The following is a 14,097-nucleotide window of genomic DNA, read 5'->3' as shown; positions in this document are numbered from 1 at the left end:
ACCCCCAACCCCTCCCCTGAAGGGGAGGGGCTTAGATAGGTCAGCGCACGACGAACTTGCCGGTCATGCCGAAGCTGGCGTGAAGGAAGTGCGTGCATTTGATCGGGTAGGCGCCCGGCCCCGGGGCGGTGAAGTGCAGGTCGACGCTGGCGCCGCCGGCGAGTTCGATCTTGCCGTCCTTGATGCGCGCGCGATCGGCGGCGGGAAGCGTCGCGGCGGCGAAGAAGGCCTTGGCGGCGAAGCTGTGGCCGCCGCTGCTGGTCAGGTGGAGAACATAAGGCTGGCCGTGGACCAAGGCGATCGTTGCGGGGGTGATCGCGAAGTTGGACAGGGCGACGTCGAGGCGCTGCTCGGCGGGGGCCGCGGCGGTGAGCGCGAGAAGCGCGATGGGCGCGAGACTGCGGGGCGGCATGGCGACCTCCTGAGAGGCGCGGAGCCTAGGAGGGGCGCAAGGCATGTGCAATATTCAGTTCCTCCCCCGGAGGGGGAGGGGGACCAGCGAAGCTGGTGGAGGGGTATTGGCCGCATGCTTCATGGCCCGAAATTGACCCAAAAGCGTGCCGCGGCGCTCCGAAGGCAGATGAGCCTGCCGGAAATATTGCTTTGGCGGGCGCTTCGCACGCGGCCGGCGGGACTCAAATTCCGCAAGCAACATCCGGCGGGCCGTTATGTGCTCGATTTCTTTTGTGCCGAATGTCGCCTCGTTATCGAAGTCGATGGCGAGGCGCATGAACGGGGCGATCGGCCGGCGCGCGATGTCGAAAGGGATAGATGGCTGACTTCGCAGGGCGCGACGATATGCCGCGTCGCTGCGCGTGATGTGTTACGCGATGTGGAGGTCGTGATGCGTCACATCGTCGCCGTCGCCCGTGGCGACTACCCCTCCACCGCCTTCGGCGGTTCCCCTCCCCCTCCGGGGGAGGATCTGGTTAGTGGACCGCGCTGACCTCTGCGATCAAATCCTTGCGGCTCAATTTGCCGATCATCGTCTTGGGCAGGCTTTCGCGGACGACGACCTGGCTGACGCGCTCGTGCTTGCCGAGCTGGGCGTTGAGCCACAGGCTGAGCTCCGGACCGGAGATCGGCTCGGCGTCCTCGTCGAGCACGACATAAGCGTGGGGAAGCTCGCCGTGATAGGGGTCGGGCAAGCCGATCACGAGCGCTTCCTTGATCGCCGGATGGCGGTAGAGCACGGCCTCGATCTGGCTCGGGAAGACCTTGAATCCGCCGACCGCGATCATGTCCTTCAGCCGGTCGACGATGCGGATATAGCCGTCGCCGTCGATCGTGCCGACATCGCCGGTGCGCAGCCAGTGCCCCTCGCCATCGACTTCGGCGAAGGTCTCGGCATCGGCGTCGGGACGGTTCCAATAGCCCTGCATGATCTGCGGACCCGAGACGACGATCTCGCCGGGCTCGCCTTCGGGCGGCGGGCGGGTCGGGTCCTCCTTGTCGACGAGGCGGACGCGCGTCGCCTGGAGCGGCTGGCCGATCGTGCCGGGCTTGTTGAGCCCGTCATAGGGATTGGTCGAGACGACGCCCGAGCTTTCGGACAGGCCATAGCCCTCGATCACGCGCGCGCCGGTGACGCGTTCCCATTCTTCCTTGAGCTGCGCCGGAAGCGGCGCGCCGCCCGAGATGCAGTAGCGCAGCGAGCTGAAGTCCGACGGCTTCATGCCGGGCGCGTCGAGCAGCGCCTGATACATGGTCGGCACGCCGGGGAGCGAGCGCGGGCGGGTGCGGCGAAGCTCGGCGAGCGCCTGCTTGGCGTTGAAGCGCGGCAGCATGACGATCTCGCCGCCGGCGATCACGGTGCGGTTGAGCACACAGGTGTTGGCGAAGACATGGAAGAAGGGCAGCACGCCGAGGATCGTATCCTGCGTCTTGCCGAATTCGGGATCGAGCTGGGCGACCTGGCGGGCATTGGCCGAGAGGTTCTGATGGGTCAGCACCGCGCCCTTGGGGACGCCTGTGGTGCCGCCGGTATATTGGATCAGCGCGACGTCGCGCTCGGGGTCGAGCGCCAGCGGCTCGCAGGCGCCCTGATTGGCGATCAGCTTGGAGAAAGCGAGGATGCGCGAATCGTCGGGACGCGGCGCGACTTCCTTGCTCTTGAACCAGCGATAGAAGAGCGACTTGGCAGGCGGCAGCGCGCCCGCGACCGAGCCGACCACCAGCCGCTCGAGCGCGCTCTGCTCGAGCACCTTGAGGGCGGTGGGCAGCAGCGCCGAGGCCGACAAGGTGAACAGGGCCCTGGTGCCCGAATCGGCGACCTGCGCCGCAAGCTCCTCGACCGAATACAGCGGCGAGAAATTCACCACGGTCGCGCCGAGCTTGAGGATGCCGTAATAGGCCGCGACATAATGGGGCACGTTGGGCAGGAAGAGCCCGATGCGGTCGCCCGGGCCGTAGCCGAGTTCGCGCAGGCCGCAGGCGACGCGGCGGACGCCGTCCAGCGTCTCGCCGTAACTGTATTTGCGGCCCATGAAATCGAGCAAGGGCGCGTGCGGGTGGGCCGCGGCGCTCGCCTCGAACAGATCGACCATCGATGCCGGCGGGAAAGCGGTATCCCATTGGCCGGGATGATTAAATGCAGTGCGCCAGACGGTCTCGGGATCGGTCATTTACACGGGTGTAAGCAAGCCGCGGCGATCGTTCAATAGCCGAGCCGCTTGCTCCAGGTGACGAGCACCGAAACCGAGGCGAGGCCGATATTGACGATCGCGTGGACGCGTTGCGGCGCGATATCGTCCGGGCGCTGCGCGAGGATGCGGATGTCGGCACGGGGATGCGGCGCGGCGCACAGGGCAAACGCAAACAGCGCCACCAAGGCAATCACGACGCGCCGACGGTGTTTGATCATCCCCAATTCTCCCTCGGTCGCGAGCATAAGCCCGGCGCCGGCGGGCGGCAAGCGAATCAGGCAGCTTCGCGAAGTGCGTTGCGGACGCGGTCGCGCCCGGCGGACTTGGCGTCGAACAAGGCCGAGTCGGCGATGCGGTACAGCGCCTTCCATTCGACCTCGCTGGCGAGCGTGCCGCGGCAGGTGCCGATGCTGGCGGTCACCTTGACGTCGAACGGCATGCGCATCTGGCGGAGACGGGCGAGCACCGCCTCGGGCTCGATCGGCGTTTCGGCGGGGGTGAGGATCGCGAATTCCTCGCCGCCGATGCGCGCGACCAAGGTGCCCTGCGGCACCGTCGTGCGCAGCATCCGGGCGAAGACGCGGAGGACCTCGTCGCCGCCGTCATGGCCGAGCGTGTCGTTGACGCGCTTGAAATGGTCGAGGTCGATGATGAGCAGCAATTGCTCGCCGACGCGGCCGATCGCCTGGCTGAGAAAGGCGCGGCGATTGAGCAGGCCGGTGAGCGGATCGGTGTCGGCGAGGCGGCGCATCATCACTTCGCGCTCGATCGCGTCGTCGCGCTCGGCGCGCAGCAGCTTGATGCGATAGGCGACCGCGAGCGACGATACGATCGCCTCGACCATGATGGCGAGGAGCGTCGAATTGTCGATCCAGAAGTCCCAGGCGATCAAATGGAGGTTGGCCACGGCACGCAGCGCCGAGGTCAGGACGGGGGCGCCCCAGGCCAGGGCGAACAGCCACAGATAATTGCTGCGCACGCGCCACGCGCGCCAGAGCAGGGGGATCACTGCGGCCGAAAGCGCCACGAACGCGCAGGTGAAGGCGAGGTCGACCTGCCGGATCGCGAAGGGGGCGGTGAGGAAATAGAATGCGCCGATCCCGCTCAGCGCGACGCCGACGCAGGTGGCGTAGCGCCCGAGCCAGCCGTCGAAGACGCGCGCCTCGAAGAAGCTGCGCGCGAAGGCGAGCGCGGCGGTGCCGGCGCCGCCGAGCAGCAGGAAATTGGTGCGCAGCCGGGTATTGTTGGCGATCTCGGGCCAGGCCCAGGCGAGCGCGCCCGAGGACGAGAAGGTATAGCCCAGCAGCAAGGCGACCATCAGGCAGTAATAAAGCTGGAAGCGGTGGCGCAGCGCCCCCCACAAAGCGAGATTGTAGATGATCAACGCGACCGCGAGCCCGCCGAACGCGGCGTAGAGCGCCGCCATTGCGAGATTGGCATGCTCGCTCTCGCGCATGGTCGAGAGGCGGGCGCCGAGCACGACGCCGCGCACATTGGTCGCGCCTTCGACATGCCAGAGCAGCCGGACGACCGGCGCGGCGCGGGCGGGGATCGGCTGCTCGGCGATCGCGCCGAGCTGGATCAGCGGCGTGATCCCACGCGCATCGGTGGTCTGCGCGGCGATGCTGCCGTCGGCGTAGAGGATATAGAGCGACAGCCGGTCCTGCCACAGGCTGGCGATGCGGACGTTGAGCGGCAGGTGCGGCTGCGAAACCCTGCCGATATCCTGCGAGAGCACCCAGAAATCGCCCGCGCCGAGGCGATATTGTTCGGTGGTGCAATCGAAGCGGCTCGGCTGGCGGAGCAGCGCGGCGGGATCCAAGCCGCCGCTGTCGCGCAGCACGCAGGTGGTGAGCGGCGTGCCCGCGACGCCGGTTTGCGCATGCGCAGAAATGCCCGCGCCGCAAAGCAGCGCGATGCAGCCGGCGAATGCCAGCAACAGCCTGATGATCCCCCCGACCATGCGGCAAGGGTACGGCCCGCATGACGAACAACCGGTTAAAGTGCGGCGGTGCCGAGGCGGATTTCGGTGCATTGGGGTGGGGGGCGGGCTGGCCCATTATCCTCCCCCGCCAGCGGGAGGTGTCAGTGAGCCCTCCCCCTCCGTCGCCTTCGGCGCCACCTCCCCCTGGGCGGGGGAGGATATTGCGACCGTCCGAAACCGGCGCGGTTGCGGGCATTGCGGGGGGTGCGTGCGGACCCTAAAGCCTGCGCGCACAAGGAGTTGCGCATGCAGGAAGCAGGGGCCGCGAGGCGCGCTGCCACGGACGATCGGCTGGAATCGGTGGATGTGGTGCGCGGGTTCGCGCTGATGGCGCTGTTCCTCGTCCACATGATCGAGAGCTACGAGCTGTACTGGGCCGATCCGAAGGACGGGCCGGTCTCGAACACCGTGTACCTGCTGTTCATGGGCAAGAGCTTCTCGCTGCTCGCGCTCTGCTTCGGATTCAGCTTCTTCGTGCTGATGGACCGCGCGGCGCGGCGCGGCGTGGATTTCAGCGCGCGCTTCGCATGGCGGCTGGCGGTGCTGTTCGGGATCGGCTTCGCGCATGCGGTGATCTATCGCGGCGACATCATCCAATTGCTCGCGCTGATGGGGCTGCTGCTGCTCGCCTTCCACCGCGTGCGCGACAATCGCGTGCTGATCGCGGTCGCCGCCTTCTGCTTCGCGAGCCCGGTGATGCTGGTGCAGCTGGCTGCGGCGATGGCGGGGGCCGAATGGGCGAACGCGCCGCCGCATTATCTCGAGGACCCGGCGATGGCGGTGTATTTGCACGGCAACCTCGCCGAGCATCTGCGCGCCAATCTGTGGACCGGGCAACTGCCCAAATGGTGGTTCATGGTGGAATCGGGGCGGACGCTGCAGATCCTCGGCCTGTATCTGGTCGGGATGGTGCTCGGGCGGGTCGGCTTCTTCACGCGGCTCGGCGACTTTGCGCGCGCGCGGTGGATCGCGCTGGCGGTGGCGACCGTGATGGCGGTGGCGATCTATCGGACGCGCGACGGGGTGAAGGCGTGGTTCGCGGCGCAGCATCATGGCGAAGCGTCCGACCGCTGGCTGTCCTATCTGCTCGGCAGCTGGTTCGAGCTGGCGGGGACGGCGATGTGGTTCCTGGTGCTGCTCGCCTTGTTCGAGACGCCGGCGCGCGCGCTGCTGCGGCCGCTGGCGGGAGTGGGGCGGGTGACGCTGACGCTCTACATCCTCCAGTCGCTGGTGTTCGTGCCGATATTCTACGGCTTCGGGCTGGGACTGCACGACGATTGGAACCAGCTGGTGCGGCTATGGGTCGGGCTCGGCGCGATCGCGGGGCAATTGCTGCTGGCGCGCTGGTGGCTGCGGCGCTTCCGCTACGGACCGGTCGAATATGTCTGGCGCGCGCTCACCTATTTGCGGCGCGACATTCCGTTCAGGGGCGCGGCGATCGGCTGACCGGTCTGCGGGGCGGCTTGGGACGGCGGAACCAGAAGCTCCACACCGCGAAGCTGCCGAGGGTCGCAAGGGTGAGGCCGGACAAGGTCATTACGAGGCGATACGCGAGTCCGCCGACCTTCGCGGCGTGGAGCGGGTAGATCGTGTTGTAGGCCTTGACGACGGTCGGGAGCTGCGAATCGTCGCGGTGGGCGATCAGTGCGCCGGTGTCGGCGGCGAACCACAAAGTGGTGCGGCCGTTGGGCAGCCATTCCTGCGGGCTGCGCATGCGCAGCGTGATCGTGCCGCTCTTGCCGCGCGGCATGGCCAGGCTGCGGAACTCGGCCTGCGGATAGAGCGTGCGCGCAGTGACGATCATCGCGCGCCAGTCGAGCCGGTCGGCGAGCTTGGCGGGCGGCGCCTTGGGGGCCTTCATCGCCTTGTCGATCGTCGCGGGGGCCGAGGGGCCGAGCAGCACCGCTGTCAGGGGACGGAACACGAGCGTGGCGCCGGTGACCAGCGACAAAGCGAGCAAGGGTGCCATGACCATGCCGAGGTCGCGGTGCTGGCGGACGATCGCGGGGCGGGTCATCCGCGCGGGCCACAGGCGGAAGGCGAAGGTCTTGCGCGTCCGCCACCACAAGATCAGGCCCGAGATCAGGAAGAACAGCCCGATCAGCGCGGCAACGCCGATCACCGTCTCGCCGGTATCGCCGGCGAAGAGATGGTGGTGGAAGTCGAACAGCCAGAGTTCGGGGCGCTGCCACTGGCTGCCCCAGCTCAACACCACATTGCCCGCCTGATCGGTATAGGCGCCGCCGTCGCTTTTGGTGGCGAGGCGGTCCAGCCCGAAATTGGCGCTGGCGAAGGTCAGGCTCTGGGGGCGCGTCGCGGGATCGGCGAACAGACGCTCGGTGACCGCGGCGATCGCCTCGGTCGACTGGATTTGCGCGTCGCCGGCATGGGGCAGCATGACCCAGGCGTCACGGTGGATCAGGATCGCACCGGACAGCCCCATCAATGCGAGGAGCAGCCCGATCAACCCGCCGGTCCAGCGGTGGAGCAGGTCGAGCGTCTTCATTGCCTAGAACCGCAGGTCCCAGCCGAGAGTGAAGTTGCGCCCGCGACCGGAGAAGAAGTGCGCGTTGTCGGTGGGGCGGACCGTGTCACTGTAATAATCGACGTAGAATTCGTCGAACAGGTTCTGGACGCTGAGCGTCAGGCCGCCGAAGCCGGTCTGGTAGCGCAGGCTCGCGTCGGTGACGTTATACCCGCCGAAATCGAAGGCGCGGGCGAGCCCGGCATAGCGGCGCGAGAGGTAGAATTGGTTCTGCACCCGCGCCGAGACCGGGCCGGCGGCGTAGCTGAGCGCGAGGTTGAAGCGGTCGGGCGAGATGTTGGCGCCGTCCAGGTCCTGATCGACGGTGCCGTCGCCGTTAGAATCGGTGCGGCCGCGCAGATGGGCATAGCCGGTGGTCACGCTGAGCCCGGGCAGCGGGGTGCGCACCGCGAGGTTGAGCTCGAGCCCCTCAATCTCGACGCGCTGGCGCTGGACCTCGTACGATCCGCCGATGAGCACGAGCAGCGAGCCCTGATCGCTGCTCGACCAGAAATAGCTCGCGCTGGCGTCGAGCGGGCCGCGCTTGAGTTCGAACCCGACTTCGCGGTTGTTGGAGACGATCGGAGTCAGGTCCAGATAATTGTCGAGGTCGACCCCGTCGCGGTCGATCGCGCGGGCGATGCGGCCGACATCGGGGACGGTGTAGCCCTCCGCATAGCTGGCATAAGCGCGGATGCCGGGGATCGGCTCGACGATGACGCCGCCATTGACCAACGTGTCGCTGAACGAGGGGCTGCCGCCCGACACGAAATGGCCGCCTTTGTACGACGCGAGCGTGGTGTAATCGTCGATCGTGATCTTGACGCTCTCGTAGCGGACGCCGCCGGCGAGGCGCAGCTTCTTGTCGAACAGCGCCAGATTGGCCTGGGCGAAGGGCGCGAGGCTGCGGAATTCGGCGGGCGGCACCCAGACGCGGTCGGTGGCGATCAGGCGCTGCTCGGTCTTGTCGAATAATGCATCGAAGCCGAGCGTCGCGGTGAGCGCCTCGAAGCCGGGGATCGCGCGCTCGTAGCTCAACTTGCCGCCGAATTTCCGGGAGCGATTCTGCGACTGGTCGAACAGCGTGCCGCTCGGCGCGAGGCGGGCGTCCTGGAACGTCGCGATCGGGGCGATCTCGCCGCCATAGGTGTCGCGCGAGCGATTCCAGAAGACCTGGCTGACCAGATTGCCGCCCCACAGGTCCGGATCGGTGAGCGACAAGGCGACGCTCTCGGTGCGGCTGGTCGCGGGCACGCCGGGCGGGGTGCCGCGCACCGAGCTGGTCGGCAGGTCGATGCGATAGTCGCCGTTGACCGCGACATAGTCGCCGTCGCCCTTCAGCTCGAAGCGGCTGCCGATCAGGTCGAGCCGCATCGTGTCGCCGAGCGCATAGCCCAAGCGCGCGAACAGCGACCAGCTCTGCGAATCCTGGGTCTCGCCCTGCGTCAGGTCGGTGCCGACGCGGTTGCCATGGCCGTCGTAGAATGCGCCGCGCTTCTCGTACGCGCCGCCGGCCATCGCGTCGAAGCGGCCAGACTTCCAGGCGAGCAACCCGGCGACCTTGCCGCCGAAACCGTCATCGTGGAAGCCGGTGTCGGCGCTGCCCTGGACGAGGCCGCGGCCGCTGAGCCCGTCGGCGCGCGGCGGCGCGACGGTGACCTGGTTGACGATGCCGCCGGTGCCGCCGATCCCCTGCAGCGCGTTCGAGCCGTAGATCAGCTCGACGCGGTCGACGAAGAACGGATCGATGGTGAAGCCGTCGCGCGCGCCGTCGCGCAAGGGCGTCGACTGAGGAATGCCGTTGATCGCGTAGAGCGGCGAGCGGCCCCGCAAGGTCTCGCCGGCGCCCGAGAGCTTCTGACGCGTCGGCGAGAAGCTGGGAGTGAGATTGGCGACCGCGTCGACCACCGAGCCGGCGATCGCGACCTGCTGGTCGAGCGCCGTCTTGTCGATCACGTCGATGGTCAGCGGCAGCGCGTTGGCGGGGAGGATCGTGCGTGCGCCGGTGACGACGACATCGCTCGGCTCCTCGGCCTGGGCGGCGTCGGTACCGTCCGCGGGCGCCTGCTGCGCGAGGGCGGGCGCGGCGAGCGCGAGCGAAGAGACTGCGAGAAGCGAACGGACCCGAATGCGCATGTTTTCCCCTTTGCGGCGGGGCGTCGCTAACGTCCGCCGGGGCTTATTGCAAGTAAGTATCAATGGCAGAAGGAGCGTGGGCGATGAGGGATTATCGCATCCGGCACCTGTGGCGGATTCTATTATGCGCCGGCGATATGCGCTTTAGGGGTGCCCAAGTGCGAACGGTGCCGCTTCCCGTCTAGCGCCGACGATCGGAGCCGAGGAAGAACATCGAGGAACCCGAGATGCGGATATCGCGCGGGGCTGCCGACAGCGCCTCGGTGCCGTTGATTAGATAGCGGACACGGACCAGCCGGTCCGGCGGACGGCGGCCTGCCGGATTGCTCTCGCCGCGCGCGATCGTCAGAACCGGCACCAGCCGGGCCACCTCCGCAACCGACAGTTTCTCTCCCGTCGGCGCCATCCCTTCGGGCTTGGCCTCGTACGTGCCGCTGAAATAGGCAGTGATCGTGCGGTCGCGCGTATCCGCCTCGAGCGTGTCGATCGTCACGCCCACCCATTGCGGGCCGGGGCGTCGCGCATCGCCGATCGGTTGAATGTCGACGGCCGCCGACCGATTTCCGAGCCGCGCGGCCTCCTCGGGCGACAGGAAAGCAAGCTGAATCTGCGTTCCGGTGGTGGCGTAGGGAAGGCGATTTGCGGTGTTGGCACGGATGTCCGACGGCCGGAACGTGATGATGCGGCCGCCCTCCGGCAAGCCGCGGATCGCCAGGCGGGATGCCAGGTCGGTGCGCCCCTGGATCTCGGCCCATAAGGGCGCAAGCTCCGGCATGTTGGCGAAATTCAGCTCGAGCGCGACAAAGGCCTCGAGCGAGCGCAGCGGATAGTTGATCCGCTCGAACTCGGCCAGCGTACGCTCCGCCTCGGAAAGCCGCTGGGCCGATTGGCGCGCGAGCTCCAGCGAGACGGCGGCGTCCCTGCGCTGTTGCGCGGCCGCATTGCTGACGATCAGGAAGCGCTGTTCGAGGAAGCGGCTCTGCTCCTTGGCATCCGCCTCGATCCGCGCGAGCGAATCGGCCTGGCGCTGCGCTTCCGCTACTTGCGCCTTACGGCGCTCCTTGTCGGCAGCCTCCCTCGTGGCGGCCGCCTTGACCGCCGCCTCCGCCTCGGCCTGCTGCTGGCGCACGACCGAGTCGAACCCGATCGCCAGGAGGCTGACCGCCGCCGCGACGATGTTGAAGCCGATCATGATGCGGCCGGGCAGCGTCAGGCGCTTGGCGCCGGCGGCATCTTCGAAGGTCAGCTTTTGCGTCGTGCTCCAGATGACCGAAAGTAATCCGATCACCGGCGTCGCGTACTTCAGCAAGGAAAGCACGTCGTCACTTGCCATGGATCGGCGCTCCCGGCAGCCGGAGGCGTGAACTATATTACGCGGTCGACGGATATTCTATCGGTTTTGAAGATTTCGGCAGGAGCGGGCAGTCAGCCGGCTGCCGAGCGACGCATGCCAGGTTGGGTATAACCAGATAGGTGAAAAGCACTTGACAGCGTCACGCTGATCAGGTACTAAACAGGAACGCTGAAGAATTGCGAGTCGGGGCCTTCGGGCCTCTTGAAGGGCTGGAGCGCCGAAGGGCGCGACGGCCCTTTTGCATATACGGGAGCAGACCGTGGACGACGAGATCATCGCCCGAGGAACCGGGCAGTGCCAGCGGCGAACGCCGCGGCTCAGCGATTTCACCCCAGGGAAGCGGCGAGCCTTCCTCGATGCGCTCGCGCTGACCTGCAATATCAACCGCGCGGCGGCGGAGGCCGGTGTGCATCGGACTACGCCCTATTACTGCCGGGCGCGCGACCCCGAGTTCGCGCGCCAGTGGCGCGAGGCGCTCGCCACCGGCTACGACCGGCTGGAAACGCTGGTGCTCGAGCATGGCGGGGCGGGGGTTGCGCTCGCGCCCGCCGACCCGACCCGCGCCGAGGACGCGGCGGAGGCGCCGCCGCCGTTCGATTTCGACAAAGCGATGCGCATCCTCGCCCTGTATCGCGGCAAAACGCGCGACTTCGATGCGCGACGGTCGGGGGCCATGCGCCGGCCCGCGACACGCGAGGAAACCAATGCCGTGCTGCTCAAGGCGATTGCTGCCGCGAAGACTCGGCTGGGGCTTTCGGATGCGACCTGACGCGGCGGCGCTGGCAGAGGACCTCGCGCTGCTCCGTCAGTTGATCGCGCTGCCGGCGCGCGAATGGCCGCGGGTGCTGGCGCGGCTCAGCGATGCGCACAGCATCGAGCTGGCCGAGCGCTTCTCGATCTGGGCGCATGACGGGCAGCTCGATCCCGGCGGCGATCCCTTGGTGTGGATGATCCGGGCAGGGCGCGGCTTTGGCAAGACGCGCGCCGGGGCGGAGTGGATCAGCGCGATGGCGCGCGACAATCCGAACGGGCGGTACGCGCTGGTCGGCGCGACGCGCGAGGACGTGCAGCGGGTGATGGTCGAGGGGCCGAGCGGGCTGCTCGGCGTGGCGCATGCGGGGGAGCCGATCCGCTGGGTGCGCGACCGCGGCGAGGTGCGCTTCGCGTCGGGCGCGGCGGCGCATGTCTATTCGGCGGCGGCGGCGGAGGGGCTGCGCGGGCCCGAGCACCACGCCGCCTGGTGCGACGAGGTCGGCAAATGGGGCAAGCAGGGCCGCGCGGCCTGGGACAATCTGATGTTCGGGCTGCGCCAGGCCGAGAAGCCGCGGGTGCTGGTGACGACGACGCCCCGGGCGACCGAATTGATGCGCGAGGTCGCGCGCTGGGCGGAGCGATGCGATGCGGTGGTCAAGGGGCGAACGCGCGACAATCCCCATCTGCCGCCGGGCTTCGTCGCGGCGATGGAAGCCGCTTATGCGGGGACGCGGCTGGGGCGGCAGGAGCTCGACGGCGAATTGCTGGAGGATGTCGTCGGCGCGCTGTGGACCCGGCGGCTGGTCGAGCGGGCGCGGATCGCGGCGGCGCCCGAATTGACGCGGGTCGTGGTCGGGGTCGATCCGCCGGCGAGTGCCGAGGGCGATGCCTGCGGGATCGTCGCGGTTGGGCTGGGACGCGACGGGCGCGGCTATGTGCTGGAGGATGCGAGCCTGGCGGGCGCCTCGCCCGAGGGCTGGGCGCGCGCAGTGGCGGCGTGCGCGGCGCGGCATGGCGCCGACCGCGTGGTCGCCGAGAAGAACCAGGGCGGCGACATGGTGGCGAGCGTGCTGCGCGGCGCCGATAGCGGCCTGCCGGTGCGGCTGGTCCACGCCTCGCGCGGCAAGAGCGCGCGGGCCGAGCCGGTGGCGATGCTCTACGAGGCGGGCAAGGTGCGGCACGCGGGGGCGTTCGCTGCGCTGGAGGACGAATTGTGCGGGCTGCAGGCGGGCGGCGGCTATGAGGGGCCGGGGCGCTCGCCGGACCGCGCGGATGCCTTGGTGTGGGCGATGAGCGAGCTGATGCTGCGCAAGCGCGGGGCGGCGCGGGTCACGGTGGTTTGAGATGGAGGCGCGGGACGTACCCTCCCCTCTAGCCGTGTCAGCGGCTCTGCATGCGCTTCGACCAGGACGGCTTGGGAGCAGCATTCGCGTCACTCTGCTGGACCCGCGCCATGCGATTGGTTTCGATATGCTGGCGCTGCGGGGCAGACAGCCGCGACTGCGCGCGCGCGCTGGCGGCGCGATGCAGACAGGCGAGCATCGTAGCCAATGCCGCCCCGATATAGAGATCGACATGCGACAAGGCTGCGTGGAGGCTCATCACGAATGCGAGGAGCGCGAGGCCGGCCAGAAGCGCGGCGAGCACGATATATTCGAGAGTCTCGCGCCGGTCAGCGTCGAGAAGATACCGGACAGGATCGGCCGAGGTGCGTGGCATTGAACATGGTGCCTTTGGTTTGAACAATGGCGGACAATGGGTTGACGCGGCACTCTGGCCAGTCCGGAACATCGAATGTACCGCGGCACCTGCGCACGATGCAGCAGAAATGATTGCGCAGTCGTTACGCTCTCGAAAACAGCGTGGCCGTGCCGAGCGCGCGATCGCAGCTTGTGCCGGCGCCGGGCAAAGCGGATAGGCGCCCGATGGTACCACGCGAATTGATCGATACCGCAGAGGTACCCGGCGGCGAGCCCTTGCGGCTGTTCCGGCGGGGCGGCGACTTCATGATCGTGCTCGCGCGCAACGAATTGATGAACAGCCGGATGAGCGGGTCCGAGGAGGCGCTTGCCGAGATGACGATCGACCGGCTGCGCGTGCCGGCGCCGCATCTGCTGATCGGCGGATACGGGATGGGGTTCACGCTCCGCGCGGCGCTGCGGCGGCTGGACGCGGACGCGCGGGTGACGGTGAGCGAATTGGTGCCCAAGATCATCGATTGGGCGAAGGGGCCGATGGCCGAACTGGCGGCGGGGTGCCTCGACGACCGGCGGGTGGAAGTGGTGCTGGGTGATGTCGGCGCGCTGATCCGGCAGGGGCGCGGCGGCTATGACGCGATCCTGCTCGATGTCGACAACGGCCCCGACGGGCTGACCCGGCCGGGCAATGACGGGCTCTATTCCATGCGCGGGCTGAGCGCGGCGCGCGCGGCCTTGCGCACCGGCGGGATATTGGCGGTGTGGTCGGCAGCGCCCGACGCGGCGTTCGCACGAAGGCTGCGCGAGGCGGACTTCGCGGTCGAGGAAGTCGGCGTCAAGGCGCGCAGCAACGGCAAGGGGCCGCGCCACGTGATCTGGTTCGCGACGCGGCGGTAGGCCGCGCGCTGTTGAAGAAGCCCCTCTCCTTCAGGGAGGGGTTTGGGGTGGGGCCTAGCCGTCTCACCGAGGCGCTTCGCCTGAGGCACTGCCCCACCCCAACCCCT

Annotated in this window: 13 protein-coding genes; 5 read left to right on the top strand and 8 right to left on the bottom strand. The window is 68.2% G+C overall.

Translation table 11 applies throughout. From position 1 onward, the window contains the following. Positions 1 to 40: 40 nt before the first annotated feature. A complete protein-coding gene (locus tag AC3WJI_RS20075; protein WP_492759073.1) occupies positions 41 to 412 on the bottom strand; it encodes a cupredoxin domain-containing protein in 372 nt (123 codons plus the stop codon). Between the two features lie 114 nt (positions 413 to 526). Here AC3WJI_RS20075 and AC3WJI_RS20070 point away from each other — a divergent pair, with 114 nt between their 5' ends. Further along, positions 527 to 946 (top strand): endonuclease domain-containing protein, encoded by a 420-nt coding sequence (locus AC3WJI_RS20070; protein ID WP_492759072.1) that lies wholly within the window; start codon positions 527 to 529, stop codon positions 944 to 946. On the opposite strand, the gene AC3WJI_RS20065 is transcribed toward AC3WJI_RS20070, so the two are convergent. From AC3WJI_RS20065 to AC3WJI_RS20055, 3 genes are read right to left on the bottom strand one after another with little or no spacing between them, the layout of a single operon-like run. Next, positions 930 to 2,624 carry a long-chain-fatty-acid--CoA ligase gene (locus AC3WJI_RS20065; protein WP_492759071.1) on the bottom strand — a complete coding sequence of 565 codons (1,695 nt, stop codon included), beginning with the start codon at positions 2,622 to 2,624 and terminating at the stop codon, positions 930 to 932. The two genes, AC3WJI_RS20070 and AC3WJI_RS20065, sit on opposite strands and share 17 nt — an antisense overlap. 32 nt (positions 2,625 to 2,656) lie before the next feature. Next, complete coding sequence (locus AC3WJI_RS20060; RefSeq protein WP_492759070.1) at positions 2,657 to 2,863, bottom strand: hypothetical protein; 207 nt, start codon at positions 2,861 to 2,863, stop codon at positions 2,657 to 2,659. A gap of 56 nt (positions 2,864 to 2,919) precedes the next feature. Continuing rightward, the gene (locus AC3WJI_RS20055; protein ID WP_492759069.1) at positions 2,920 to 4,584 is read right to left on the bottom strand and encodes a sensor domain-containing diguanylate cyclase; all 1,665 of its coding nucleotides are present in this window, start codon (positions 4,582 to 4,584) and stop codon (positions 2,920 to 2,922) included. Positions 4,585 to 4,875: 291 nt separating this feature from the next. Between AC3WJI_RS20055 and AC3WJI_RS20050 the strand changes: the two genes are divergently transcribed. After that, positions 4,876 to 6,075, top strand: coding sequence for a DUF418 domain-containing protein (locus tag AC3WJI_RS20050; RefSeq protein WP_492759068.1), 1,200 nt, complete (start codon positions 4,876 to 4,878; stop codon positions 6,073 to 6,075). On the opposite strand, the gene AC3WJI_RS20045 is transcribed toward AC3WJI_RS20050, so the two are convergent. The 3 genes from AC3WJI_RS20045 to AC3WJI_RS20035 form a co-directional block, all read right to left on the bottom strand. Beyond that, positions 6,053 to 7,135, bottom strand: a complete 1,083-nt coding sequence (locus AC3WJI_RS20045) for a PepSY-associated TM helix domain-containing protein (RefSeq protein ID WP_492759067.1) — start codon at positions 7,133 to 7,135, stop codon at positions 6,053 to 6,055. The genes AC3WJI_RS20050 and AC3WJI_RS20045 overlap by 23 nt on opposite strands. A gap of 3 nt (positions 7,136 to 7,138) precedes the next feature. Beyond that, the gene (locus AC3WJI_RS20040) at positions 7,139 to 9,289 is read right to left on the bottom strand and encodes a TonB-dependent receptor (RefSeq protein WP_492759066.1); all 2,151 of its coding nucleotides are present in this window, start codon (positions 9,287 to 9,289) and stop codon (positions 7,139 to 7,141) included. A 181-nt stretch (positions 9,290 to 9,470) separates the two neighbouring features. Further along, complete coding sequence (locus AC3WJI_RS20035) at positions 9,471 to 10,622, bottom strand: hypothetical protein (RefSeq protein ID WP_492759065.1); 1,152 nt, start codon at positions 10,620 to 10,622, stop codon at positions 9,471 to 9,473. A 280-nt stretch (positions 10,623 to 10,902) separates the two neighbouring features. Here AC3WJI_RS20035 and AC3WJI_RS20030 point away from each other — a divergent pair, with 280 nt between their 5' ends. Continuing rightward, on the top strand, positions 10,903 to 11,412 hold the full coding sequence (locus tag AC3WJI_RS20030; protein WP_492759064.1) for a hypothetical protein: 510 nt from the start codon (positions 10,903 to 10,905) through the stop codon (positions 11,410 to 11,412). Then, complete coding sequence (locus AC3WJI_RS20025) at positions 11,402 to 12,739, top strand: DNA-packaging protein (protein WP_492759063.1); 1,338 nt, start codon at positions 11,402 to 11,404, stop codon at positions 12,737 to 12,739. The genes AC3WJI_RS20030 and AC3WJI_RS20025 overlap by 11 nt, the downstream gene beginning before the upstream one ends. Positions 12,740 to 12,776: 37 nt before the next feature. Here the strand turns inward: AC3WJI_RS20025 and AC3WJI_RS20020 are convergent, their stop codons facing one another. After that, complete coding sequence (locus tag AC3WJI_RS20020) at positions 12,777 to 13,115, bottom strand: hypothetical protein (RefSeq protein WP_492759062.1); 339 nt, start codon at positions 13,113 to 13,115, stop codon at positions 12,777 to 12,779. Positions 13,116 to 13,321: 206 nt separating this feature from the next. Here AC3WJI_RS20020 and AC3WJI_RS20015 point away from each other — a divergent pair, with 206 nt between their 5' ends. Continuing rightward, positions 13,322 to 13,990, top strand: coding sequence for a spermidine synthase (locus tag AC3WJI_RS20015; protein ID WP_492759061.1), 669 nt, complete (start codon positions 13,322 to 13,324; stop codon positions 13,988 to 13,990). Positions 13,991 to 14,097 lie beyond the last annotated feature (107 nt).

It is taken from the genome of Sphingomonas sp. FW306-1B-B10E, from assembly GCF_058782005.1.
The sequence above is the reverse complement of the archived record's forward strand: the minus strand, read 5'-3'. Positions and strand labels throughout refer to the sequence as shown.

Excerpts from the sequence above, each read along its gene's own strand:
- AC3WJI_RS20075 (WP_492759073.1), bottom strand. The coding sequence starts at position 412 with ATGCCGCCCCGCAGTCTCGCGCCCATCGCGCTTCTCGCGCTCACCGCC.
- AC3WJI_RS20070 (WP_492759072.1), top strand. The coding sequence starts at position 527 with ATGCTTCATGGCCCGAAATTGACCCAAAAGCGTGCCGCGGCGCTCCGA.
- AC3WJI_RS20065 (WP_492759071.1), bottom strand. The coding sequence starts at position 2,624 with ATGACCGATCCCGAGACCGTCTGGCGCACTGCATTTAATCATCCCGGC.
- AC3WJI_RS20060 (WP_492759070.1), bottom strand. The coding sequence starts at position 2,863 with ATGATCAAACACCGTCGGCGCGTCGTGATTGCCTTGGTGGCGCTGTTT.
- AC3WJI_RS20050 (WP_492759068.1), top strand. The coding sequence starts at position 4,876 with ATGCAGGAAGCAGGGGCCGCGAGGCGCGCTGCCACGGACGATCGGCTG.
- AC3WJI_RS20045 (WP_492759067.1), bottom strand. The coding sequence starts at position 7,135 with ATGAAGACGCTCGACCTGCTCCACCGCTGGACCGGCGGGTTGATCGGG.
- AC3WJI_RS20040 (WP_492759066.1), bottom strand. The coding sequence starts at position 9,289 with ATGCGCATTCGGGTCCGTTCGCTTCTCGCAGTCTCTTCGCTCGCGCTC.
- AC3WJI_RS20035 (WP_492759065.1), bottom strand. The coding sequence starts at position 10,622 with ATGGCAAGTGACGACGTGCTTTCCTTGCTGAAGTACGCGACGCCGGTG.
- AC3WJI_RS20025 (WP_492759063.1), top strand. The coding sequence starts at position 11,402 with ATGCGACCTGACGCGGCGGCGCTGGCAGAGGACCTCGCGCTGCTCCGT.
- AC3WJI_RS20020 (WP_492759062.1), bottom strand. The coding sequence starts at position 13,115 with ATGCCACGCACCTCGGCCGATCCTGTCCGGTATCTTCTCGACGCTGAC.
- AC3WJI_RS20015 (WP_492759061.1), top strand. The coding sequence starts at position 13,322 with ATGGTACCACGCGAATTGATCGATACCGCAGAGGTACCCGGCGGCGAG.